The organism is Inquilinus limosus, assembly GCF_051487185.1.
Classification (GTDB): Bacteria; Pseudomonadota; Alphaproteobacteria; order DSM-16000; family Inquilinaceae; genus Inquilinus; species Inquilinus limosus_F.
In genome coordinates, this window is sequence record NZ_JAHVDK010000028.1 from 79,045 (window position 1) to 102,338 (window position 23,294).

Annotated in this window: 24 protein-coding genes; 7 read left to right on the forward strand and 17 right to left on the reverse strand. The window is 71.1% G+C overall.

The features are described from left to right. Positions 1-3: 3 nt before the first annotated feature. The 5 genes from KXR53_RS27295 to KXR53_RS27315 all read right to left on the reverse strand — a co-directional run bounded on the left by KXR53_RS27295 (position 4) and on the right by KXR53_RS27315 (position 3,156). The gene (locus KXR53_RS27295) at positions 4-768 is read right to left on the reverse strand and encodes a response regulator transcription factor (protein WP_437378458.1); all 765 of its coding nucleotides are present in this window, start codon (positions 766-768) and stop codon (positions 4-6) included. Next, complete coding sequence (locus tag KXR53_RS27300) at positions 761-1,522, reverse strand: response regulator transcription factor (protein ID WP_437378459.1); 762 nt, start codon at positions 1,520-1,522, stop codon at positions 761-763. Before KXR53_RS27300 ends, KXR53_RS27295 begins: the two co-directional genes overlap by 8 nt. Positions 1,523-1,653: 131 nt before the next feature. Then, complete coding sequence (locus tag KXR53_RS27305; protein ID WP_437378460.1) at positions 1,654-1,782, reverse strand: hypothetical protein; 129 nt, start codon at positions 1,780-1,782, stop codon at positions 1,654-1,656. A gap of 188 nt (positions 1,783-1,970) precedes the next feature. Beyond that, positions 1,971-2,357 carry a hypothetical protein gene (locus tag KXR53_RS27310; RefSeq protein ID WP_437378461.1) on the reverse strand — a complete coding sequence of 129 codons (387 nt, stop codon included), beginning with the start codon at positions 2,355-2,357 and terminating at the stop codon, positions 1,971-1,973. Positions 2,358-2,454: 97 nt separating this feature from the next. Further along, positions 2,455-3,156 carry an orotate phosphoribosyltransferase gene (locus KXR53_RS27315; protein WP_437378462.1) on the reverse strand — a complete coding sequence of 234 codons (702 nt, stop codon included), beginning with the start codon at positions 3,154-3,156 and terminating at the stop codon, positions 2,455-2,457. 82 nt (positions 3,157-3,238) lie between these two features. Between KXR53_RS27315 and pyrC the strand changes: the two genes are divergently transcribed. After that, positions 3,239-4,312, forward strand: a complete 1,074-nt coding sequence (gene pyrC, locus KXR53_RS27320; protein WP_437378463.1) for a dihydroorotase — start codon at positions 3,239-3,241, stop codon at positions 4,310-4,312. Between the two features lie 16 nt (positions 4,313-4,328). On the opposite strand, the gene KXR53_RS27325 is transcribed toward pyrC, so the two are convergent. From KXR53_RS27325 to KXR53_RS27335, 3 genes are all read right to left on the reverse strand, one after another. Then, complete coding sequence (locus tag KXR53_RS27325) at positions 4,329-4,493, reverse strand: hypothetical protein (RefSeq protein WP_437378464.1); 165 nt, start codon at positions 4,491-4,493, stop codon at positions 4,329-4,331. A gap of 74 nt (positions 4,494-4,567) precedes the next feature. Then, positions 4,568-4,840, reverse strand: coding sequence for a DUF4242 domain-containing protein (locus KXR53_RS27330; protein ID WP_437378465.1), 273 nt, complete (start codon positions 4,838-4,840; stop codon positions 4,568-4,570). Positions 4,841-4,926: 86 nt separating this feature from the next. After that, entirely contained in the window at positions 4,927-7,548 is a 2,622-nt protein-coding gene (locus KXR53_RS27335) for a helix-turn-helix transcriptional regulator (protein ID WP_437378466.1), read from the reverse strand. Between the two features lie 246 nt (positions 7,549-7,794). On the opposite strand from KXR53_RS27335, the gene pcaD reads away from it, so the two are divergent. Beyond that, complete coding sequence (gene pcaD / locus KXR53_RS27340; protein ID WP_437378467.1) at positions 7,795-8,550, forward strand: 3-oxoadipate enol-lactonase; 756 nt, start codon at positions 7,795-7,797, stop codon at positions 8,548-8,550. On the opposite strand, the gene KXR53_RS27345 is transcribed toward pcaD, so the two are convergent. After that, a complete protein-coding gene (locus KXR53_RS27345; RefSeq protein WP_437378468.1) occupies positions 8,547-9,173 on the reverse strand; it encodes a LysE family translocator in 627 nt (208 codons plus the stop codon). The genes pcaD and KXR53_RS27345 overlap by 4 nt on opposite strands. Before the next feature lie 224 nt (positions 9,174-9,397). On the opposite strand from KXR53_RS27345, the gene KXR53_RS27350 reads away from it, so the two are divergent. Both KXR53_RS27350 and KXR53_RS27355 read left to right on the forward strand, forming a co-directional pair. Then, a complete protein-coding gene (locus KXR53_RS27350) occupies positions 9,398-10,270 on the forward strand; it encodes a hypothetical protein (protein WP_437378469.1) in 873 nt (290 codons plus the stop codon). Positions 10,271-10,376: 106 nt separating this feature from the next. Next, a complete protein-coding gene (locus KXR53_RS27355) occupies positions 10,377-10,544 on the forward strand; it encodes a hypothetical protein (RefSeq protein ID WP_437378470.1) in 168 nt (55 codons plus the stop codon). Here KXR53_RS27355 and KXR53_RS27360 read toward each other — a convergent pair. The 4 genes from KXR53_RS27360 to rnd all read right to left on the reverse strand — a co-directional run bounded on the left by KXR53_RS27360 (position 10,541) and on the right by rnd (position 14,546). Further along, positions 10,541-11,173: a glutathione S-transferase family protein gene (locus KXR53_RS27360; RefSeq protein ID WP_437378492.1), complete on the reverse strand. Its 633-nt coding sequence runs from the start codon at positions 11,171-11,173 to the stop codon at positions 10,541-10,543. The genes KXR53_RS27355 and KXR53_RS27360 overlap by 4 nt on opposite strands. 2 nt (positions 11,174-11,175) lie before the next feature. Next, the gene (locus tag KXR53_RS27365; RefSeq protein WP_437378471.1) at positions 11,176-12,147 is read right to left on the reverse strand and encodes a M23 family metallopeptidase; all 972 of its coding nucleotides are present in this window, start codon (positions 12,145-12,147) and stop codon (positions 11,176-11,178) included. A 51-nt stretch (positions 12,148-12,198) separates the two neighbouring features. Further along, the gene (locus tag KXR53_RS27370; RefSeq protein ID WP_437378472.1) at positions 12,199-13,143 is read right to left on the reverse strand and encodes a M23 family metallopeptidase; all 945 of its coding nucleotides are present in this window, start codon (positions 13,141-13,143) and stop codon (positions 12,199-12,201) included. Between the two features lie 254 nt (positions 13,144-13,397). Then, complete coding sequence (gene rnd, locus KXR53_RS27375) at positions 13,398-14,546, reverse strand: ribonuclease D (RefSeq protein WP_437378473.1); 1,149 nt, start codon at positions 14,544-14,546, stop codon at positions 13,398-13,400. Positions 14,547-14,730: 184 nt separating this feature from the next. Here rnd and KXR53_RS27380 point away from each other — a divergent pair, with 184 nt between their 5' ends. Further along, on the forward strand, positions 14,731-15,123 hold the full coding sequence (locus KXR53_RS27380) for a hypothetical protein (protein WP_437378474.1): 393 nt from the start codon (positions 14,731-14,733) through the stop codon (positions 15,121-15,123). Positions 15,124-15,138: 15 nt separating this feature from the next. Here KXR53_RS27380 and nadC read toward each other — a convergent pair whose 3' ends face one another. The 3 genes from nadC to nadA are packed head-to-tail and all read right to left on the reverse strand — an operon-like array spanning position 15,139 to position 18,541. Beyond that, complete coding sequence (nadC, locus tag KXR53_RS27385; protein WP_437378475.1) at positions 15,139-16,005, reverse strand: carboxylating nicotinate-nucleotide diphosphorylase; 867 nt, start codon at positions 16,003-16,005, stop codon at positions 15,139-15,141. Then, positions 16,002-17,543, reverse strand: a complete 1,542-nt coding sequence (locus KXR53_RS27390; protein WP_437378476.1) for an L-aspartate oxidase — start codon at positions 17,541-17,543, stop codon at positions 16,002-16,004. The genes nadC and KXR53_RS27390 overlap by 4 nt, the downstream gene beginning before the upstream one ends. Next, entirely contained in the window at positions 17,543-18,541 is a 999-nt protein-coding gene (gene nadA, locus KXR53_RS27395; protein ID WP_437378477.1) for a quinolinate synthase NadA, read from the reverse strand. Before nadA ends, KXR53_RS27390 begins: the two co-directional genes overlap by 1 nt. Before the next feature lie 324 nt (positions 18,542-18,865). Between nadA and KXR53_RS27400 the strand changes: the two genes are divergently transcribed. Both KXR53_RS27400 and KXR53_RS27405 read left to right on the forward strand, forming a co-directional pair. Further along, positions 18,866-20,368, forward strand: coding sequence for a sensor histidine kinase (locus KXR53_RS27400; RefSeq protein WP_437378478.1), 1,503 nt, complete (start codon positions 18,866-18,868; stop codon positions 20,366-20,368). After that, entirely contained in the window at positions 20,365-21,006 is a 642-nt protein-coding gene (locus KXR53_RS27405; protein WP_437378479.1) for a response regulator transcription factor, read from the forward strand. The genes KXR53_RS27400 and KXR53_RS27405 overlap by 4 nt, the downstream gene beginning before the upstream one ends. On the opposite strand, the gene KXR53_RS27410 is transcribed toward KXR53_RS27405, so the two are convergent. After that, positions 20,987-23,281: an FdhF/YdeP family oxidoreductase gene (locus tag KXR53_RS27410; protein WP_437378480.1), complete on the reverse strand. Its 2,295-nt coding sequence runs from the start codon at positions 23,279-23,281 to the stop codon at positions 20,987-20,989. The genes KXR53_RS27405 and KXR53_RS27410 overlap by 20 nt on opposite strands. Positions 23,282-23,294 lie beyond the last annotated feature (13 nt).

The window sequence follows — 23,294 nt, forward strand, 5'->3', positions numbered from 1 at the left end:
GCGTCACGGGGAGAGCAGGCCGAGGCTGAGGGCGTTGGCCACGGCCTCGCTGCGGCTGTTTGCCCGCAGCTTGCGCCTGGCCGAGGCGACGTATTCGTTGACGGTGTGGACCGACAGGGCCAGGCCGCGGGCCGCCTGCTTGCTGGAGGCGCCGCGGGCGATCCAGGCCAGGCAGTCGCGCTCGCGCGGCGTCAGCAGCGGGGCCGGTGCATCGGGGCCGCGGGCCGAGGCGGCAGCGAGCCGGAGCTGGATCTTCAGCGCCCGGCCGAAATGCGGGCCGAGATGCTGCAGCAGCCGGATCTCCTCCTGCCCCCATTCGGGGCGGCGTCGCGACCGCCACAGCGACAGATGGGCGGCGAGGCCGCGCCGGTCGACATCGACCCAGTAGAGACCGCTGTGCCGGCCCTGCGGCTTGGCATAGTCGTTGTAGAACTCGGTGCGGGTGAACTCGGCCGCCGGCACCAGCATGCGGTCAACGAAGACCGAGCCGGCCGTCAGCCCCGGAAGCTTCGGCAGCACCGGCCAGGCCTGGTGGTAATAGGCGTTGTAGAGCGGGATATAGGCGGGGTCGGACTGGATCCGGATCGCCGCGTCGGTCGGCATCGGCGCGCCGGTGGGATGCAGCGTGACGGCGGAGTCGCTGGCGAGCAGCCGCGACAACCCACCCATCACCGCTTCCCAGTCATCCTCGCCCAGCGCGGCGTCGTAGATCCGGCTGATCAGGTCGGACAGCTCGCGCCCGCCGGCCGAGGGACGAAGCTCAGGCATCGAGCAGGCCGAGGCTGACGGCCGTGGCGACGGCCTCGCTGCGGCTGGTCGCCCGCAGCTTGCGCATCGCCGAGGCGACGTATTCGTTGACGGTGTAGACCGACAGGGCCAGGCGCTGGGCGGCCTGCTTGCTCGAGGCGCCGCGGGCGACCCAGACGAGGCAGTCGCGCTCGCGCGGCGCCAGCAGCGGCGGCGCGGCGCCGCTGCGCGCTCCGGCCGCGGCCAGCCGGTCCCGGATCTTCAGGGCCCGGCCGATATGCGGGCCGACAAGCTGCAGCAGCCGGACCTCCTCGTCACCCCAGTCGGGGCGGCGCCGCGACCGCCAGAGCGAGAGATGCGCCCCCAGCCCGTGCTGGTCGAAATCGACCCAGTAGAGGCCGCTGTGGCCGCCCTGCGGCCGGGCATAGTCGTTGTAGAATTCGGTCCGGATGAACTCGGATTGCGGCACCACCATGCGGTCGATGAAGACCGGCCTGGCCTGCAGCTGCTGCACCATCGGCAGGATCGGCCAGGTCCGGTGGTAGTGGACGTTGTAGAGGGGGATGTAGGCGGGGTCGCAGCCGACGCGGACCGCGACATCGGTCTGCATCGGGGCGCCGGTCGGGTGCAGCGCCGCGGCCTCGCCGCCGACCAGCGCCAGAATCCGGCGCAGCACGACCGCCCAGTCCTCGTCGCCGAGCGCGGCGTCGTAGGTCTGGCCGACCAACTCGGCAATGGCGCGGTCATCCGGCATGGCGAGGCGGGGCAGAAACACGACAAGACCGCCAGCGCAGCGCCGGCGGTCAGGGTGGACTGTACCAGATTCGTGGGTTTTGGGGAGCGGCCGGTGGATCGGGGACCCGAGGCGGGCCGACAGGCCGGCACGCCGTCGCCCGGCCGCGGGGATCAGTGCAGGGTCAGGAGGAGCGCCGCCGCCGACAGGGCTGTGCCGCCGGTGACGGCGGCGAAGCCCGGCCCGGCGCGCCAAAGCAGCACCGCGATCAGCCCGAAGGCCGCGATCAGAACCGGATTCATCTATCTACCTCCCCCGATGGCGTCCCGCGACGCACCCGGCCGCCGTCTTCACAATGAAACGGAATTTGCGTCGAATTGTTTCCTTCTCGACGCAGAAAAGCCGGAATCGCCGCGGGCACGCCGCGTGACTCTCCGGGTCGGAGAGTCACGTATCGCGGGTTGCGCCTCAATCCCCGAGGATTAGGGGATCAGTCGCGGAGCAGGGGCATGGTTGCAGCGCGGCCGCCATTCCCGGCGGCGGGGGCAAGCCCGGATCGCAGCCGCGCCCTGCCGAAGGCGACGCCGCGCTGCTCCGGCCCGAAGGCGATCAGGAGCGCGATCACCACCGCCACCACCCCGGTCACCAGCGCCATGGCGAGGGCATAGTCGTTGCCGTTGGTGACGGCGATGTGGGTTTGCACCGTCAGGTTTATGGCGGCGAGCAGGTTCCCGGTCTGGTAGACGAAGCCGGGGAAGGTGCCGCGCGCCTCCTCCGGCGACAGCTCGTTCAGATGCGCCGGCAGAGCCTCTGCGATCCCCTCGGCCGGAGCCGCCCCCTCACCCGAAATCGCTGCGCGATTTCGACCTCTCCCCAAGGAGAGGTATGGAGGTACAGCTCCTATTTCCCTCTCCTCAGGGAGAGGGAGGGGCCGACGCCGAAGGCGGCGGGAGGGTGAGGGGGAGAGCCGCCCATCAGTCCGTCGGCATCTTGTCGATGCCCCCATGCGCGGCCGACCAGGAGACCGGGTCGTGCAGGAACTTCTCGACCTCGTCCAGCGTCTTCGGGTCGAAATGGTTGCCGGACTTGCAGAACTCCAGCACGTCCCACCAGGTGGCGAGCGCATGCAGCTCGACCCCGATCGATTCGAAGAACTTCGGCGTGTCCTTGAAGATGCCGTAGTTGAAGACGACGAAGACGTGCTCGACCACCGCGCCGGCGTCGCGCAGCGCCTGGCAGAACTTGGCCTTGCTGCGGCCGTCGGTGTTCAGGTCCTCGACCAGCAGCACCCGCTGGCCCTCGGTCAGCACGCCCTCGATCTGGGCGTTGCGGCCGAAGCCCTTCGGCTTCTTGCGGACATACTGCATCGGCAGCGCCAGCCGGTCGGCGATCCAGGCGGCGTAGGAGATGCCGGCGGTCTCGCCACCCGCCACCGCGTCGATGCGCTCGAAGCCGATCTCGGAGAGGATCACCGAGGTGGCGAAGTCCATCAGCGTGCCGCGGATGCGGGGGAAGGAGATCAGCCGCCGCGTGTCGGTGTAGACCGGGCTGGCCCAGCCCGAGGTGAACTTGTACGGCGTCTCGGCGTTGAAGCTGATCGCCCCGGCCTCGAGATACGCCTTGGCGGTCAGGCGGGCGATGGTCTTGCGGCCGGGGAAGCTGGTCGAGAGGATCATGGCGGGCTCCGCAGATTTGAGGCGTCTTAGGGCGGGGCCGACGATCTGGCAAGCAAGCTTGCGTCCTAAAGGACGCACGGCCATGATCCGCCCGCCGCTGCAGGACACCGCCATGACCGATCGCCTCACCCTCCGCCGCCCCGACGACTGGCACCTGCATCTGCGCGACGGCGCCATGCTGCGCGCGGTGCTGCCGCACACCACGGCGCATTTCGCCCGCGCCATCATCATGCCGAACCTGACGCCGCCGGTCGTGACCACCGCCGATGCCCGGGCCTATCGCGACCGCATCCTGGCGGCGTTGCCCGAGGGCGCGCGCTTCACCCCGCTGATGACCGCCTATCTGACCGAGGGCACCGACCCGGACGACCTCGCCCGCGGCAAGGAGGAGGGCGTGCTGACCGCGGCCAAGCTGTACCCGGCCGGCGCCACCACCAACTCGCAAAGCGGGGTGAAGGATCTCGCCAGGATCGGCCCCGTGCTGGAACGGATGCAGGCGATCGGACTGCCGCTGCTGGTGCATGGCGAGGTGGTCGATCCGGCGGTCGACATCTTCGACCGCGAGGCGGTGTTCATCGAGCGTCACCTGCAGCCGATCCGGGCCGAGTTCCCGGAGCTGCGCATCGTGTTCGAGCACGTCACCACCCATGACGGGGTTGATTTCGTGCTGGACCAGGAGGACGGCCGGGTCGGCGCCACGATCACGCCGCACCATCTGGTGCTGAACCGCAACGACCTCTTGGTCGGCGGGGTGCGGCCGCACTACTACTGCCTGCCGGTAGTGAAGCGCGAACGGCACCGTCAGGCGCTGCGCCGCGCCGCGATCTCGGGCGATCCGCGCTTCTTCCTCGGCACCGATTCCGCGCCGCATCCGGTGCATGCGAAGGAGGCCGCCTGCGGCTGCGCCGGCGTGTTCAACGCCCGGGCCGCGGTCGTCTGCTACGCCCAGGTGTTCGAAGAGGAGGGGGCGCTGGACCGGCTCGAGGCCTTCGCCTCGCTGAACGGCCCGGCCTTCTATGGCCTGCCGGTGAACGCGGAGACGATCACCCTGGTCCGCGGCATGGAGGAGCTGCCGGAACGGCTGCCGGTCGATGGCGGCGACGACGTCCATGTCTTCCGCGGCAAGACCGCGCCGGGCTGGCGGGTGGAGGGCTGAGCCCCGCCCGCCGGTCTCATCGCGGCCAGAAATCCAGCCCGACATCCTCCCTGAGGCTGTCGGGAAGCGTCTCGAATCGACGTGACTTGCGGGTCGGCCCGGACCGCCGGTCCGATCGCCAGCCCAGGATGGCGCGCAGGCACGTCAGGCTGGTCATGCGCGCTGCAGCCAGGATGAACATGATCGTACCCATAAATGCGGCCGGGCCGCCGAAGCGCCGGCCCGGCCGCGATGCGTTCGAGGACATCCCGATCGCTACAGGTGGAAGTAGGGGTCGAGCACGCGCACCTCGGTGATGCGCTCCACCGGCAAGCCATTGCGGATCGCGGCCTGGCGGATCGCTTCCGGCGAGGGGGCATCGTAGATGCAGTAGGTCCGCTTCCGGTCGGGGGTCACGTAGGAATTCACCCAGGTGACACCTTCGCGGGCGTTGTTGGCGATGACGGTGGCGGCCGCCTGGCGACCCTCCTGGTTCGGGACCAGGCCGAGGCCGTCGGGGAACTGGCGTTCGATCAGATAGCGCGGCATGGCGTCGTTTCTCCCTGTGCGGTCTGAAACGGTTTCACTTCGCCACGCTATGCGCTGCGCGAGTTCCGCGCATCGGGAGGACTGCCCTATTTTGCGGCCGGCGCCTCCCCATTTTTCGCCAGCAACTGCAGCTCGAGAGCCATACGGGCGGCCTCGCCGCGCGTGCAGGCGCCGAGCTTGCCCAGCACCGACGACACATGGTGGTCGACGGTCTTGGGCGAGACATGGAGCCTGGCGCCGATCTGGCCGTTGCTCAGCCCCTGGGTCAGGCAGCCCAGGATCTCCACCTCGCGCGCGGTCAGGCCGAGCGGGTTGCGGCGCGTGGCGGTCCTGGGGCCGCGCGGGACACTGCGAACCCCCTCGCTACGCATGCGCTGGCGCAGCGCCGCGGCGGCCGGGGCGGCGCCGAGCCGGTCGAAGATCTCGAGCGCCGCCAGCTTCGCCGGCATGTCGCCATCGGCCAGGGCGCGGGCCTGCTCATAGGGGCAGCCCAGCCTCTCCCAGATCTCGGCGGCGCCCCGCCAGCCGCCCCTGATCTGCAGCAGGAAGGGTCGCGCGGCCCAGCTTGGCGGATCACTGCGGTCGCCAGCCCGCCAGCGCCAGAAGGAGAACTCGCCGGCATGCCAGCGATGGCCGTGCCGGATCGCGAGGTCGTAGGCCGCGGCCGCCTCCGCCATCGTGCGTTCGGGCTGATCGGCCAGCCAGGCGGCCTCCGCCCGGGCGGCCCGGGCCGGCGCCAGGCGCTGCAGCGTGTCGGTCTGCAGCACCAGGTCGAGAGCCTCATCGAGCACCGCGACCGCGCCCGGATCGCCGCGCCGGGCACGCACCCGTCCGAGGGCGACCAGGGCCATGATCCGGCTGACGGTGGCGACATGGGGGCGCTGGACCAGCGCCGTCGCGATCTCGGCGGCCTCGTCCCAACGACCCTGATAGAGCCGCGTCAGCGCGAGCCAGGACCGCATGTAGTGGTTGGAGTGGTCCAGGTCGCGTTCGGCGGTATAGGCGATGCCGGCCGCGAGATGGCGCTCGGCCTCGGCGAAGCGGTACTGCTCGCCATAGCAGGACCCGAGATCGGAATAGGACAGTCCGGCCAGCGCATCCAGCCCGGCCTTGCGGCCCAGGGCGAGGCCGCGCTCCAGATGCAGCCGGCCCCGCTCGTTGCCGAAGACCAACATGGCCGCGCCGACGACGTTCTCCGCCGCGGCGACGATCGCATCGTCGCCGAGCCGGGTGGCCAGCTCGATCGCCTTGCGGCCCCAGCGCACGGCCGGCCGGCGGTCGCGATGCAGCATACGCAGATGCGCCTGGATCCGGTAGGCATTGGCCAGTTGCTGGCTTGGCGGCATCGATTCCAGCACCTCGATGGCGTGCCGGCTGGCCTCCTCGGCGGCGGCATTCCGGCCGCTGCGGACCAGAGGCCAGGCCAGAGCGGCCAGGTTCTCGCCTTCCTTCAGCCGGTCTCCCGCCCGGCGCCACAGCGCGATCGCTTCGTCGCGGGCCCGGCAGGCCTCGGCGAGGTCGTCGATGATGGCGCATTCCTCGGCATAGGCCTCGAGCAGCTGCGCCCGGCCGATCGGAGCCTGGTCCGTGGCAAAGGCCAGCACGCGCCGATACTGGTTGGCCGCCGTGCTATGGGCGCCGGCGGCGGCCGCGGCGCGGGCGGCGGCCGGACCGAATTCCAGGACGGCCGCGCGATCCTCCGCACCTTCGGCGAAATGCGCCAGCTGGGCCAGGTCGCCGCGCCCGGCACCGGCAGCCCTCATGCGGTCGAGGGCCGCCCGGCAGATCTCCCGCCGTCGGCCGGGATCGAGGCCGGCCAGCACCGCGTCCCGCACCAGCTCGTGCCGGAAGGCGAGGCCGCTGTCGACCGGCGCCAGCAGCCCCGCCGCGAGACAGTCGCCCAGGCCGTCGGCCGCACCGCGCTGCGCCTGCTCCAGCATCGCGGACTCGACCCGGCTGCCGATCACGGCGGCGGCCTCCAGCACCGCCTGGGCGGCCGGCCGCAGCTTCGCCACGCGCGCTCGCACCGCATCGCACACGGTCTGAGGGACGCCATGCCTGGCATGGGCCAGGACCTCGGCCAGGAAGAACGGGTTGCCACCGGTCTGCCGGTGCAGCGTCGCGGCGTCGAACGGGCGATCCGCGATCAGCCGCCGGACCGCATCGACCGTCAGGCTTCGCAGCTCGATGCGGCGGACCGCCCGCGACGTCGCCAAGTCGCCCAGAAAGAGGCGGAGAGAATGCCGGGCACCGATCTCGTCGTCGCGATAGGTCAGGAGGACCAGGACGGGGTTCTCGGCGATGCGGCGGCAGAGATATTTGATCAGGTCGAGCGTCGCTTCATCGGCCCAGTGGATGTCCTCCACCAGCAGGATGACCGGCTGCGGCTGGCCGCGCAGCAGGTCGAGCATGGTGGAGAACAGGGCGGCGCGCGGCGCCTCGGCTTCGAGCTGGGCCAGCAGCCGGCCGCCGGTCTGGCGGGCGATGTCGTAGAGCGGGCCGAGCGGCGACGGGGTGAACAGCGAATCGCACTGGCCCTTGAGCAGCCGCGCCGTCCGGCCGGCGGTGGCCAGGAAGCGATCGACGAAGCTGGTCTTGCCGATGCCGGCCTCGCCGCTGACAAGCACGATGCGGCCCTCGCCGGAGGCTGCCCCCTCGAGGGCGGCCGCCAGCGCCTGCAGCTCGTGGTCGCGTTCGAGCAGTTCCATGGGCACGGCCCCAATCGCGGGAATGGGCCACTGTGCTGGAGCATCTGGGCGAGAAGATGTTGATGCTGCCCGATACCCGCCGCAAACTTGTCTATGAGCGTCGCCGCTCAACCGTAGGTTGGGCTCGCGGAACGCCGATCCAACAGCAGGCCGCTGCCTCCATGTCGGGTTCTCCTGCCGGCGAACCCACCTTGCCTTCGGGTTCGGACATCACGCGGAGAACGCCCATGCCTCGCGCCACGATCGATGGATGCCGCCTGCACTACCGCCTGCGGGCCGGAGGATGGGCCGCCGCTGCTGCTGCTCCACGCGCTCGGCGTCGATCTCGACATGTGGGCGCCACAGGTGCCGCGCCTCGCACGGCGCTTCCGCGTGCTGCGCGCCGATCGTCGCGGCCATGGCGGCAGCGACGTGCCGCCCGGGCCTTATACCCTGGACCGGCTGGGGCGCGACGCCGTCGGGCTGCTCGACGCACTCGGGATCGCTCGCGCCGATGTCGTCGGCCTGTCGATGGGCGGGATGGTGGCGCTGTGGCTGGGCATCCACGCGCCGGATCGGGTCGGCCGGCTGGTGCCCTGCTGCACCACCGCCTATGCCGGCGGCCCCGAGATCTGGGACCCGCGGATCGAAGCGGTGCGGCAAGGCGGCATGGCGGCGCTGGCCCACGGCATCATCGACCGCTGGTTCACCCCGGGGTTTCGCGAGCGGTCGCCGGAGGCGGTCGACGATATCCGGCGCAAGCTCCTGGCCGCGTCGCCCGAAGGCTACGCCGCCTGCTGCGCCGCGATCCGCGACATGGACCAGCGCGGCGCGATCGGCCGGATCCGGGCGCCGATGCTGGTGCTGTCGGGCGCGCAGGACCAGGGCACGCCGCCGGAGCGGGGGCAGGAGATCGCCGCCGCAGTGCCGGGCGCGCGCTTCCTGGCCCTCGACGCCGCCCATATCGCCAATATCGAGCAGGCGGACGCCTTCACCGCGGCGGTCGAGGGCTTCCTCGGTTAGCTTGCCGGCCGGCGGGAGGCGGCGAGCAGCAGGCCGAAGCCGATCATCAGCCCGCCGGAGATCCGGTTGAACCAGCGGAACGGCCGGGCGCCGCGGAAGAAGCGGCCGAGGCGGGCGCCGATCAGGGCATAGATCGTGATCGCCACCCCCTCCAGCACCAGGAAGCTGGCGCCGAGCAGGGTGAAGCTGGCGGTGTAGTCTTGCGGCACCACGAATTGCGGGAAGAAGGCGGTGAAGATCAGGATCGCCTTCGGATTGCCGGCCGCGACCCAGAATTCCTGCCGGATCAGCGTTGTCAGCGGCTGCGGCCGCAGGGCCGTGGCCTGGTCCGGCGCCGGGGCGTCGGCGCGCAGGAGCTTGATGCCCAGCCAGATCAGATAGGCGGCGCCCAGCCACTTCACCACGGCGAAGGCGACCTCCGAAGCAGTCAGCAGCGTGCCGAGGCCGAGCCCGGCGATGGCGATCATGATGGCGAAGGCGACCAGCCGGCCGGAGGCGGCGGCCACGGCGCGCAGGGTGCCGTCGCGGGCGCCGTTCGACAGCGACAGCAGGTTGTTCGGCCCGAACGCCATGTTCAGCGCGAAGCAGGCGGGCAGGAAGAGGAGGTAGTGGTCGAGCGTCATGGTCCGGTCTCCGCCGGCGGCGCCGGCGGACGCAGCCTGCCAGAGATCGGGCGTCGGCGGAACCGTCGGAAACGGCGGTCCGCGCAGGCGCAGCCGTCCCTTGGGTTTCGCGGATTCGAAGAGTTTATGGCGACTCCGAAAGGATTTAATCTCGGATACGTTGATCGGAGGCGGAATTGGTTGCCATAATCGGAACCATCCAAAAGGTTTCGAGGTGAGGTCCCGTGCCGATCTCTGTTTCCGCCATCGCGATGCGGGCCTATCTCGGCAGTGTCGAGCCGGTGCTGTTCCGGCTGCGGAAGGAGCAGCGGCTGCGCATCTGGGGGCTGGGCGCCGCCGACCTGCCGGAGGCGGCGCTGCGGCTGGAGGGCGAGGGGTGCTCCGGCGGCGAGCTGTGCCGCCACATGGTATCGGCGCATCGCGACTATCTGGCGAAATACACCAGGCGCGGTCCGGACGGCATCGCCCGGCTGTGGCAGGGCACGCCCTGCCTGCTCGACCTCGGCGCCTTCGCCGACGCCGAAGCCTATGAGAAGGAGATCCGGAAGAACTCCTTCGGCTACATCCTGCGGGAGACGCGCAAGGCGGCCAAAGCCGGCTATCATTGTCGGATCTTCGACCGCTTCGCCCAGGGCGACGACATGCGCGACATCGAGGCGTCGAAGCTGTTCCGTTCCGGCGGGCCGGTGCCGCAGGCCTTCGCCCAGCGCTTCGGCCGCGGCAGCAGCGTGAAGGGCGACCCGTGGCTCGACGCCGAATGCCCGGAGCATTGGGCGGTCGACTGGGGCGTGTTCATCGAGGATGGCGGGCGGGACCGGATGGTCGGCACCATCGTGCTGCGCCGGATCGGCAACATCATCCGCATCGTCAGCTTCCTCGGTCATGCCGACCACCTGTCCGCCGGTGCGATGAAGCTGCTGTTCGTCGAGATCGTGCGCTGGCTGCTGCGCCGCGAGGATCCGCGGGTGCGGGGCGTGCGCTTTCTGCTCTACGGCGCGCTGGAGCAGGGCGGGCTGGGGCTGCTGCACTGGAAGCGGCGGCTGCTGGTCCGGCCCTTCGTCTTCGCCGACCCCGCCTCCGCCGAGGCCGCTGAGTAACGCCGGGTCGATGCCACGATTGTGGCGGCGGGCGACCCCGGATCGGCCCGATGACGCCATCTTCTCCGGTTGAACTGGCTGCGACCGATATCACCGGGGAATGATCATGGATCAGGACAGCTCGGCTGCCGTGCGGCCAGGCTTGGATGACGAGACCTCGCGGGCGCTGTCCCGGCCGCGGCCGGTCAGCCGCTCGGCCGAGAACGAGGCGCGGATCGTTGCCCATCTGCGCTCGGTCCTGCTGAGCTGCGACCGCTCGCCGGTCTGGGGCTAGCTCCGCCCCAGCACCGCAGCGCTCGGCCGGGCGGCGATGCGGTCCCACCAGGCGGCCAGCTTTCCATGGCGCGCCAGCAGGTCCCGCCCCTCCGGCGCCATGCGGAAATAATCGAGGATCGGCGCGGCATGCAGGTCGGCGAGGCTGAGCGCATCGCCCAAGAGCCAGGGGCGGTCGCCGAGAAAGCCCTGCAGCACCTCGAGGCAGAGTTCGGCCCGGGGCAGGGCCGCGGCGATCCGGGCCTCGTCGCTGGCGCCGCCCTCCCGCGGCTTCGACACCCGCTCGACATAGATGTCCCAGACCAGCGGGCGGTAGGCGTAGCTGTCCAGGATGCCGATGATCTGGGTCAGCCGGGCCCGGCCGCGGGCGTCGGCGGGCTGCAGCGCCGGCCCCGGAAACGCCTCGTCGACATAGCGGGTGATCGCCGCGGTCTCGTAGAGCGCGAAGCCGTCATGCTCGAAGGCCGGGATGCGACCGAAGGGGTGGCGCTCGAGATAGCCCGGCGGCGGCCCCTCGGCCGCGAAGATGTCGACCTCGACCAGGTCGAAGGCCACGCCCTTCTCTTGCAGCGCCAGCAGGGCGGTGCGGACATAGACGCTGTAGCGGGCGCCGTAGAGGACCGGTGTCATGGTCACGGAATCTCCATGAGTCGCTCGGTGTCGATCACCACGCCGCCTCGGCGTTCCAGCCGATAGCGACCGGTATAGATGCCCGGGCTCCAGCCGCCCCCCGGCGCACGCCGGCCGCTGAACGCGAACCAGAGGTTTTTCGATTCCACCAGCGCCTTCTGGTCCTGGTGCACCGGTTTGCCGTCCGGACCGGTGATGGTGAAGGTCTGGATGTCGCCGGCCCGGCCGCCGAAGCTTTCGGCCCACAGCGCCAGCGGCGCTCCACGGTCGCCCTTGGTGTCGATATAGTCACCGCGTCGTGCAGCCTCCCAGTCGGGCCGGCCGGCGGTGAAGCCGGCGATCAAGAGCCCGGTCGGGATGTAGGGCACCTCCACGGCCCAGAGCGGATGGCCGGACGCCTGACAGCCCGAGCCGATCGGGAGGGCGGTGAACGGGTCGATCCAACTCTCGCCTTTATGGACGCTGAACTCCAGGGCGGAGAGCACAGTCCTGCCGGACAGGCCGATTTGGCCCAGCGGCTGACCGGTCCGGACCGTGTCGCCCAGCTTCACCCTGATGCTGCCCCGCTTCAGATGGGCGTAGCGCGTCTGCCAGCCGCCGCCATGGTCGATCATGACGCCGTTGCCGGCCTCGCGACCCTCGATCGCGTCGGCCCCACGCTTTTCGACCGAGATGTCCGGCTCGCCGTCGCGGACGCCGATCACGGTCCCGTCGGCCGCCGCGAGCACGCTGACACCGCGACGCATGGCTGCGAGGTCGCGCAAGCGGATGTCGATGCCGTTGTCGCCGTCATAGCCCAGACGGTCGCAGCGGAAATTGGCGAAGCCCGGACCGGGGTCGGTATCGACGTAGTTCTGGATGAAGCAATCCCGGCTCAGAGTACAGGCCACCGGCCAGGCGAAGCGCGGCTCCGGTTCCTGCGCCGATGCGGTGGGTGCGACGAGCAGGATGAGTCCGATCAACCGCCACCGCATCGTCCGCCTCCCAAGGATAGCGCCACTATCCGGCCCCACCGGCCCACGCGCTCACGGCATCTCCACCTTGCGCTCGGCGTCGATCACAATGGTGCCGGAGCGCTCCAGCTGGAAGCGGCCGGTGTAGGTGCCCGGCTTCCAGCCCTCTTGCGGCGCACGCCGGCCGCTGAACATCGACGCGAGATTCTTCGATTCCGGCAGAACCGTCCGGGTCTGATGCACCAGTTTGCCGTCCGGGCCGGCGATGGTGACGATCTGGATGTCGCCGCCACGCACGCCGAAGCTCTCGGCCCACAGCACGAGCGGGGCATTCCGGCCGCCCTTGAGGTCGGCGTAGTCGCCGCGCCGGGCGGCCTCCCAATCGGGCTCGCCGGCGGCGAAGCCGGCGGTCAGCAGGCCGGTCGGGATATAGGGCACGTCCGCCGCCCACATCGGATGGCCGGCGGTCCGGCAGCCCGAGCCGATGGGCAGCGCGGTGAAGGGGTCGAAGAAGGTCTCCCCCTTCATCACGCTGAACTCGACATGCGGGAACACGGTGTTGCCGGACAGGCCGATCTGGCCCAGCGGCTGGCCGGTCTTGACCGTGTCACCCGGCTTCACCCGGACGCTGCCCTGCTTCATATGGGCGTAGCGCGTCATCCAGCCGCCGCCATGGTCGATGGTGACGCCGTTGCCGGCCTGGCGGCCCTTGACCGCCTCGACCCCGCGCTCCTCGACCGAGATGTCGGGCTCGCCGTCCCGGACGCCGATCACCGTCCCGTCGGCTGCCGCCAGGATGTCGACGCCGCGGCGCATGGCGGCGAGGTCCTGCAGGCGAATGTCGGTGCCGTTGTCGCCGTCATAGCCCAGGCGGTCGCAGCGGAAATTGGCGAAACGCGGGCCGGGGTCGGTATCGATGTAGTTCTGGATGAAGCAGTCCTGGCCCAGGGTGCAGGCCGCCGGCCAGGCGAAGCGCGGCTCGGTCTCTGACGAGGAGGTGGTAACGGGAGGCGGCACGGTGGCCGGCGGCGGCTCAGTCGCCGGTGGGCTTGCGGGGGCAGGCTGAGCCTGCGGTGCCGGGGGCGGCACGGCCTCGGGCTGAGGGGATGGCGGCGCTGGTGCGGGCTCGCTTTGGACGGCTGGTTCACCCGGCGGTGGCACCTCGGCCTCCCGAGTGGACAGCAGCAGATACGCGCCGACCGCAACAAGCGCGCCGACGGCAATGACGGTCGCGACGGTAACAACCCACCATGCGCGTCGCATCTTTCCCCCTACAGCGTCACCACCCGGATCCGCCGGCCCTGCACCGCCAGCGCGATGCCGCCGCGCTTCAGCGCCAGCGCATCCTCGCCGAACAGCTCGCGCCGCCAGCCGTGCAGCGCCGGCACCTGGGCTTGGTCGTCCATGGCGATGGCCTCCAGGTCGTCGCTGCCGGCGACCAGCTTCTGGGCCACGCCCTCATCCTCGCATTTCATCTTCAGGAGCACGCGCATCAGCTCGACCAGCGGCGCGATGCCGGGCGGGGTCGGCGGGCGCTGCACCAGCTTCGGCGCCTGGTCCGGCGGCATCGCCAGGCCGCGCTCGACCGCCGCGATCAGCCCCTGGCCCTGCCAGCCTTCGGCCATGTTGCGGCTCATGCCGCGGATCCGGGCCATGGCCTCGATGTCGCGCGGGCTGTGCGCCGCGATCTCCAAGAGGGCCTCGTCCTTCAGGATGCGGCCGCGCGGGATGTCGCGCTTCTGCGCCTCGCGCTCGCGCCAGGCCGCGACCTCGCGCAGGATCGACAGGAACTTGGCCGAGGCGTTGCGCGGCTTCAGCCGCAACCAGGCCTGCTCCGGCTCGGTGCGGTAGGTGGCGGGATCGCACAGGATCCCCATCTCCTCGTCCAGCCAGGATTCGCGGCCGGATTTGGTCAGCTGGCGGCGCAGCGCCTCATAGGCCGGGCGCAGATGGATGACGTCGGCCAGGGCATAGTCGATCTGACGCTCGGTCAGCGGCCGGTGCGACCAGTCGGTGAAGCGCGACGACTTGTCGATCCGGGCGTTGGCCAGCTTGCCGACCAGGTTCTCGTAGCTGACCGATTCGCCGAAGCCGCAGACCATGGCCGCGACCTGGGTGTCGAACAGCGGCGTCGGCACCCTGCCGGTCAGATGGACGAAGATCTCCACATCCTGGCGGGCAGAGTGGAAGACCTTCAGCACCTTCGGATTGTGGACCAGCGTGAACAGCGGCGCCAGGTCGATGTCGGGCGCCAGCGGATCGATCGCTGCCGCTTCGTCCAGCCCGGCGATCTGCACCAGGCACAGCTTCGGCCAGAAGGTGTGCTCGCGCATGAACTCGGTGTCGATGGCGATGTAGTCGGCCGCTGCCATGCGGTTGCAGAAGGCGGCGAGCTCGGCGGAGGAGGTGATCAGAGTCATCTCCAGCGTTGTAGCGGATGGCCTCTCTGTTGCCGAGTGCTTTGCACCGAGCGTGAAGCGAATGTCACTCGTAGCGAATCCGGCTAGTCTCGGGCCGGGAACCGGGGGTGGGGCCGGCTCCGAACGAGGCCATGCTTTTGCCATGGCCGTCCGGGAGCGTGGAGGCGACGGCAAGGAGGGCCGCATGAGACGATCCCTGGCATCCACAGCGGTCGCCGCGGTGCTGGCGGCGACGGCGCCGCTGGCCGGCGCGGCCGCCCAGGAGGAGGCGCCGTCCAGCCTGTTCCGGGTCGGCGACACCGGAATCCGCTGCCTGAAGCAACCCTGCCCGTGGCGCGGCGTGGTGCCCGTCGATGACGAGAGCGTCGCGGCCGGGACCGTGCCCCCGGCCTATGCCGGCGACGCGCCGCCGGCGATCGCGGCGCCGCCGGATCTCCTGGACCAGGCCCGGAACGAGATCTGGCGCGCTTGGGCCTCGGGCGGCTGCCTCTTGGTCCGCGGCCGGTTCGACCGCCGCGGCGCAACTGCGGCGCCGGTGCTGTCGGTCGACCGGATCATCGGGCCGTGCGGCCGCTGAGGGCCGGACCCGCCATCACCCCTCCCAGTCGAGGCCGAGGTCGAGGATCGGGGCGCTATGGGTGATCCACCCGGCGGAGATCAGGTCGACCCCCGCGGCCGCGATCGCCGGCACGGTCTCCACCGTCACCCGGCCGGAGGCCTCGGTCACCGCCCGGCCGCCGACCCGGCGCACAGCCTCGCGCAGCTGGTCCGGCGTCATGTTGTCCAGCAGCACGGCGTCGACGCCCTCGGCCAGGGCCTCGTCGAGCTGGTCGAGCGTGTCGGCCTCCACCTCGATCTTCACCAGATGGCCGACCGCGGCCCGGGCCCGGGCGATCGCCGGCCGCACCCCGCCAGCCACGGCGATGTGGTTGTCCTTGATCAGCACCGCGTCGTCCAGGCCGAAGCGGTGATTGACGCCGCCGCCGGCCCGGACCGCGTGCTTCTCCAGCGCCCGCAGCCCCGGCGTGGTCTTGCGGGTGCAGGCGATGCGGGCGCGGTGGGGCCGGGCGGCGGCGACCAGTGAGGCCGCGGCGGTGGCGACGCCGGACAGGTGGCACAGCAGGTTCAGCGCCACCCGTTCCGCCGCCAGGATCGGCCGGGCCGGTCCCTCGATCCGGAGCACCGCGTCGCCCGGCGCCACCCGGCTGCCGTCGGGCTTCAGGATGGTGACGGCGATGGCAGGGTCGAGCAGCCGGAAGGCCAGCGCGGCGGCGTCGGTGCCGGCCACGGTGCCGGGCTGGCGTGCGGCGATCACCCCGGCCATGCGGGCCTCCGCCGGGATCACCGCGGCGCTGGTGATGTCGCCGGCGCGGCCGAGATCCTCGGCCAGCGCGGCGCGGACGATCGGCTCGACCAGCAAGGTGGGGAGGGGCGGGAGTTCTTCCATATTCGGCCTCATGGGCGGGCAACGCCGGCGCGGGGCGCGTCGCCCTCCAGCACGTCGGCGAGGGTGAGGAAGGAGGGCGCGGAGGCCGGGTCGGCCTCGGGGACATCGCTGCGGCATTGCGCGCCGCGGCTCTCGCGCCGGCGCAAGGCGGCGGTCGCGATCAGGAGACCGGCGAGGGCGCGGTCGGACAGGGCCGAGGGCGCGGCATCGGCCAGGGGGCGCAGCGCCGCGATCGCAGCGACCAGGCCGGCGCCGTCGCGGACCACACCGACATGGCGCTCCATCAGTGCCCGCAGCCCGGCGACGATCCCGGCGTCGGGGGTGGGGCGGTTGGCGGAGCCGAGCGGCAGCGGGCGCAGCGGCGGCCGGGTCGTTTCGTTCCGGATGTCCTCGGCCATCCAGCCGGCATAGGCCAGCGCCTCCAGCAGCGAGTTGCTGGCCAGGCGGTTGGCGCCGTGCAGTCCGGTCGCCGCCACCTCGCCCGCGGCCCAGAGGCCGGGCACGGAGGTGCGGCCGCTGCCGTCCACCGCCACGCCGCCCATGTGGTAATGCGCCGCCGGCCGGATCGGGATCGGCTGCCGGGCCGGGTCCAGCCCGTCCTCGCGGCACAGCGCCGTCACCCGGGCAAAGCGCTCCAGCCTGTCGCCGAGGCTGCGCGCATCCAGGAACACCGCCTCGCCGGATGCGACCCGGCGCCAGACGGCGCGGGCGATCACGTCGCGCGGGGCCAGGTCGCCCTGCGGATGGTCCGCCATCACCCGCTCGCCTGCGGCCGTGACCAGCACGGCGCCTTCGCCACGCAGCGCCTCGGTCGCCAGCGGCATCGGATCGCGGCCGACCGCGATGGCGGTGGGATGGAACTGCACGAATTCCAGGTCGCGCAGCACCGCCCCGGCCCTGGCTGCCAGGGCCAGGCCGGTGCCCGCGGCGCCGAGCGGGTTGGTGGTGTGGGCGTAGAGGCCGCCGATGCCGCCGGTCGCCAGCACCACGACCCGGGCCGGGATCGCGATCGAGGCGCCGTCCTGCCGCGCCAGCACGCCGGCGATGCCAGCTTCGTCGCGCAGCAGGGCAGTGGCGCGAGCGTGGCGGACGGTGATCCGGGATTCCGCCTCGACCGCACGGGCAAGGCTGCGCAGCACTGCGGCGCCGGTGCCGTCGCCGCCGGCATGGACGATCCGGCGGCGGGAATGCGCGGCTTCGAGGCCGAGGGCGAAGCGGCCATCCTCCGTGCGGTCGAAGGGCGCGCCCAGCCCGGCCAGCCAGGCGATGCAGCCCGGCGCCGCCTCGGCCACGCGGCGGGCCACCTCCGGGGCGCCGAGGCCGGCCGCGGCGGCCAGGGTGTCGGCGGCGTGCAGCGACGGCTCGTCGTCGGGTCCCAAGGCTGCTGCGATGCCGCCCTGGGCCCAGCCGGTGGCAGCCTCGGCCCCGACCGGGGCGGCGGAGAGCAGCAGGACCGGCAGCGGCGCCAGCTTCAGCGCCGTGGCCAGGCCGGCGATGCCGGCGCCGATCACCACGACACGATCCTGTGGGCGAGGGGAGATCGCATCCATCACCGGACCTCCAGCATGCGTTCGACCGCGGCGCGGGCGCGGGCGGCCACCGCCGGGTCCAGCACCACCTCGTCGGTCATCGTCTCCAGCGCGTGCCGGATCTTCGGCAGGGTGATCCGCTTCATGTGCGGGCACAGGTTGCAGGGCCGGACGAAGTCGATCTCCGGGAACCGCACGGCGACGTTGTCGCTCATCGAGCATTCGGTCACCAGCACCACGCGGCCAGGCCGCTCGCGCGCCACATAGTCGCTCATCGCCGCGGTGGAGCCGGCGAAATCCGCCTCCGCCACCACCTCGGGCGGGCATTCCGGATGGGCCAGCACGACCACGCCCGGATGGGCGTCGCGCAGCCGGCGGACATCGTCCGGGCCGAAGCGCTCATGCACCTCGCAAGCACCTTGCCAGGCGATGATCTCGACCTTGGTCTCGGCCGCGACATTGGCCGCCAGATAGCCGTCCGGGATGAAGATTATGCGGGGCACGCCCAGGCTCTCCACCACCTTCACGGCGTTGCCGGAGGTGCAGCAGATGTCGCTCTCCGCCTTTACCGCCGCCGAGGTGTTGACATAGGTGACGACCGGCACGCCCGGATAGCGTCGGCGCAGCAGGCGCACATCCTCGGGCGTGATCGAAGAGGCCAGGGAGCAGCCGGCCGCGGCATCCGGGATCAGCACCGTCTTGCCCGGGTTCAGCAGCTTCGCGGTCTCGGCCATGAAATGTACGCCGCAGAGCACGATCACCGAGGCCTCGACCCGCGCCGCCTCGCGCGCCAGCGCCAGGCTGTCGCCGGTGATGTCGGCGACGCCGTGGAAGATCTCCGGCGTCTGATAGTTGTGCGCCAGGATCACCGCGTCGCGTTCCCGCTTCAGCCGCAGGATGGCGTCGATGTCCGGGGCGAAGCCCGGCCAGTCGAAGGCGGGGATGACGCGGGACAGCCGGTCGTACAGCGGCGCGGTGCGCGCGGCGATGGCGGGGGTGTAGTCGGTCAGGACGGACATCGGGTTCTGCTCACTTCGAGAATTACGGGAACAGGGCGGCCCCGAATCGGTGTCGCTCCGGTTACACTAATTCTCAGAATAAGAAAATCAAGGCCAGCGATGCTGTGCCGGCGCTGCGCGAGGTGTTGCCGCCGGCCTCCCGCGTGATCATCTCTCCACGAGCCTGCACGAGACGAGCCGGCGAGGCTTCGAGAGAAAAGGCGCCATGATCTCGACCAATTCCTTCGCCGGGCCGATTCCCGTCCGCCGGCCCCGATGCCGATGACAGCCGCCCCAATCGCCGGGCTTCGGCCGAGTCTCGTCTCGCGGGCCCGGACCGGGCGCGTGCGGCTCTTGCCGCTGCTGACCGCGGTCCTCGCCCTCGCCATCTTCCTGTTCGACACGTTCAGCTCGATGAAGATCGCGGTGGCGGTGCTGTACGCCATCGTCGTCTTCATGTCGGTCGGCTTCCTGGACCGCCGAGGTGTCCTTCTCGTGGCGTTCGGCTGCGGCGGGCTGACCATTATCGGCTTCGTTGTCGGCCTGCGGCAGACCGGGGCCGAGGCCCATCTCCTGCGCGGCATCGTCAGCCTGTCGGCGATCGCCATCGCGGCCCTGCTGGCCCAGCGCAGCCAGGCGGCGACGGCGGTGCTGCGCGACAGCGAACGGCGCTGGCGCGGCATCTTCCAGTCGGTCGGCGTGGCGATCTGGGAGGAGGACTTCACCCAGGTCCGGCGCCTGTTCGATGATCTGGCACGGCAGGGCGTCACCGACCTGCCGCGCCGGCTCGAGGAAGATCCCGACCTGGTCGAGCGCTGCATCGCGCTGATGCGGACCGTCGACGTCAACGACGCCGCCATCCGGCTGGTCGGTGCCGCGGGTGCCGCCGAGGCCATCGCCGAACGCCGGCGCATCTTGTTGCCCGAGACCATCCGGACCTATCGCGACCTGCTGATCGCCCTGGCGGAGGGCCGGCCGTCCTTCGCCGGCGAGACGGTGCTGCGGACCATCGCCGGCGAGCGGCGGTCGGTCCTGATCGCGGTGACCTTCCCGGCCGACGGCGCCCGGTCCACCGGCCTCTTGAGCGCCGTCGACATCACCGAGCGGAACCGGGCCGAGCGGGCGCTGGCCGAGACCCGGGCGGAGCTGGCGCATGTCTCCCGCATCGTCACTCTGGGCGAGCTGACGGCGTCGATCGCCCATGAGGTGAAGCAGCCGCTGGCCGCGATCGTCACCGACGGCCAGGCCTGCCTGCGCTGGCTCGACCGGCCGGTGCCGGATCTGGGCGAGGCCCGGGCCTGCGCCGGCCGGATCGTCGGCGAGGCCAACCGCGCCGACAATGTCGTGCAGAGGCTGCGCGACCTGACCCGCAAGGCGGCTCCGGAGCGGGCCGCGGTCGACCTCAACGCCGTGGTCGAGGAGGTGGTCGAACTGATGCGGCGCGAGATCGCCGACCACCGCGTGGCGCTGCACACCCGGCTCGCGCCCGGGCTGCCGCCGGTATCGGCCGACCGCATCCAGCTGCAGCAGGTCCTGATCAATCTCATGGTCAACGCCATCCAGGCGATGGCGGAGACGCCCCGCCGCGACCTCGCGATCGAGACCCGCGGCGATCCCGCGGGGGAGGTGCTGGTCCTGGTCGGCGACAGCGGCATCGGCCTGGAGCCCGAGGCGATGGAGCATCTCTTCACCCCTTTCCGCACGACCAAGCCCGGCGGCATGGGCCTGGGGCTGTCGATCTGCCGCTCCATCGCCGAAGCCCATGGCGGGCGGATCTGGGCATCGCGCAACGCCGAGGCGGGGGTGACCTTCCATGTCGCCCTGCCGGCAGCCGGGAAGGTGGCATGATGGAGACCGCAGCCGAGGCGCCGCTGGTGCTGGTGGTGGACGACGAGGCCGCGGTCCGCACCGCGCTGGACAGCCTGCTGCGCTCGGTCGGCTTCCGAGTGGCCTGCTTCGCGTCGCCGGAGGAGTTCCTGCGCAGCAACCAGGCGCCTTCGGCCAGCTGCCTCGTGCTCGACATCCGGCTGCAGATCGCGAGCGGCCTCGACTTCCAGGCGCAGCTCGCCCGGGACGGGATCCGCATCCCGGTCGTGTTCATGACCGGCCATGGCGACATCCCGATGAGCGTCCGGGCGATGAAGGCCGGCGCGGTCGACTTCCTGACCAAGCCGTTCCGCGACCAGGACATGCTCGACGCCGTTGCCGAGGCGGTCGCGCGCGACCGGGAACGGCGGGCGGCGGAGCAGCGCGCGGCGGAGATCGCTGGTCGCTACGAGACCTTGACCCCGCGCGAGCGGCAGATCATGGCCCTGGCCGCATCCGGGCTGATGAACAAGGAGATCGCGGGGCGGCTCGGCCTCAGCGAGATCACGGTCAAGATCCACCGCGGCCACGTGATGCAGAAGCTGGCGGTCCGGTCGGTCGCCGATCTGGTGCGCATCGCCGACGCGATGGATCGCCGGCTCAGCGAGAGCGGCGGATGACCACCGGGATCGATTTGTAGGTCGGCGTGCCGCTGCGCTCGTCATAGGAGTCGAGCGCAACCAGGCCGTTGGCCTCCGGATAATAGGCGGCGGCCGAGCCCCGAGCGATGTCGTGGGCCACGGCGGTCACGCCGCGCAGCACCCGCGGCGGTTCGCCGGGATCATTGGCCACCGCCTCGACATCGACCACGTCGCCATGGCCGAGGCCGAGCGCGGCGAGGTCCTCCCGGTTCAGGAACACCACGTCGCGGCGGCCGGTGATGCCGCGGTAGCGGTCGTTCAGCCCGTAGATCGTGGTGTTGTACTGGTCGTGGCTGCGGATGGTGGTCAGGACCAGTGCGTCCGGCCTGCCGGAGCGCGGATCCTCCTCCACCCCGGCGCAGACCAGGAAGTTGGCCTTGCCCGACGGCGTCCGCCATTCGCGCCGCGACGCCGGCACGTCCAGCCGGAACCCGCCCGGATTGGCGACGCGGGCGTTGAAATCGAAGAAATCCGGGAACACCGCCTCGATCTTGTCGCGGATCCGGGCATAGTCGGCGACGAGCCAGGCCCAGTCGACCTTGGTGTCGGGCAGCGTCGCCAGCGCCAGCCCGGCGATGATCGCCGGCTCCGACCGCAGTAGGCCTGAGGCCGGGGGCAGGGCGCCGCGCGAGGCGTGCACCATCGACATCGAATCCTCGACCGTGACCGACTGGGCGCCGGTCTCCTGCAGATCGCGCTCGGTCCGGCCCAGGCAGGGCAGGATGATCGATTCGCGCGCCAGCAGCAGATGCGACCGGTTCAGCTTGGTGGCGATGTGCACCGCCAGGTCCAGCTTGCGCATGCCGGCGAACACCGCGTTGGGGTCCGACATGGCGACGGCGAGGTTGCCGCCGAGGCAGATGATCGCCTTGGACCGTCCGTCGATGATCGCCTCCACCGCCTCCACCGCGTTGTGGCCCTTCTGCCGCGGCGGGGCGAAGCCGAAGACGCGCTCGATCGCGTCGAGGAACGGCTTGGACGGAATCTCGGTGACGCCGACGGTGCGGTCGCCTTGCACGTTGGAATGGCCGCGCAGCGGGCAGATGCCGGCGCCCGGCCGGCCGATATTGCCACGCAGCAGCAGCAGGTTGGCCAGCTGCTGCACATTCGAGGTGCCGTGCCGGTGCTGGGTGAGACCCATGCCGTAGCAGACGATGACGTTCTTCGCCTTGGCATAGACCTGCGCGGCGGTCTCGATATCCGACCGGGGCAGGCCGGATTGAGCCTCGATCACCTCCCAGGACACCGTCTCGAGATCCGTGACCAGCGCCTCGAAGCCGGTGGTGTGCTCGGCGATGAAGGCGCGGTCGAGCAGCCCAGGCCCGCCGGCGGCGAGATCCGCGGCATCGGCCGCCAGCAGCGCCTTCATCATGCCCTTCAGCACGGCGACGTCGCCGCCGACCTTGACCTGATGGTAGGCCGAGGCGATCGGGGTCGAGCCGAGGGTCAGCATCTCCATCGGGTTCTGCGGCGCGGCGAAGCGCTCCAGCCCGCGCTCGCGCAGCGGGTTGAAGACCACGATCGGCACGCCGCGCTTCGACGCCTCACGCAGCGTCGTCAGCATGCGCGGATGGTTGGTGCCGGGGTTGTGGCCGATGCAGAAGATCGCGTCGCAGTGGTCGAAATCCTCCAGCGTCACCGTGCCCTTGCCGACGCCGATCGATTCCGGCAGCCCGACGCTGGTGGCCTCGTGGCACATGTTCGAGCAGTCGGGGAAGTTGTTGGTGCCGTATTCCCGGACGAAGAGCTGGTATAGGAAGGCGGCCTCGTTCGAGGCCCGGCCGGAGGTGTAGAACTCGACCACATTGGGATCAGCATAGCCGCGCAGCGTCGTCCCGATCCGCCGAAATGCCTCGTCCCAGCTGATCGGCAGGTAGCGGTCGGTCGCCCGGTCATAGGCCATCGGGTGGGTCAGCCGGCCCTGGTCCTCCAGCGCATGATCCGACCAGGTCCAGAGCTCGGAGACGGTGTGCTCGGCAAAGAATTCGGGCGTCGTGCGCTTGCTCGTGGTCTCCCACGACACCGCCTTGGCGCCGTTCTCGCAAAACTCGAAGGACGAGGTGTGCTTCGGGTCGGGCCAGGCGCAGCCCGGACAGTCGAAGCCCGAGGGCTGGTTCATCCGCCTCAGGGCACGGGTGTCCTCGGCGATCGCCATCTGGTCCTTGATCGCCCGGGCCACCGCGCCGAGCGCGCCCCAGCCGCCGGCCGGGCCGCCATAGGGCTTCACGCCCGGGACGTCGTTGTCTCTCGACATTGGGTGCTCCTCG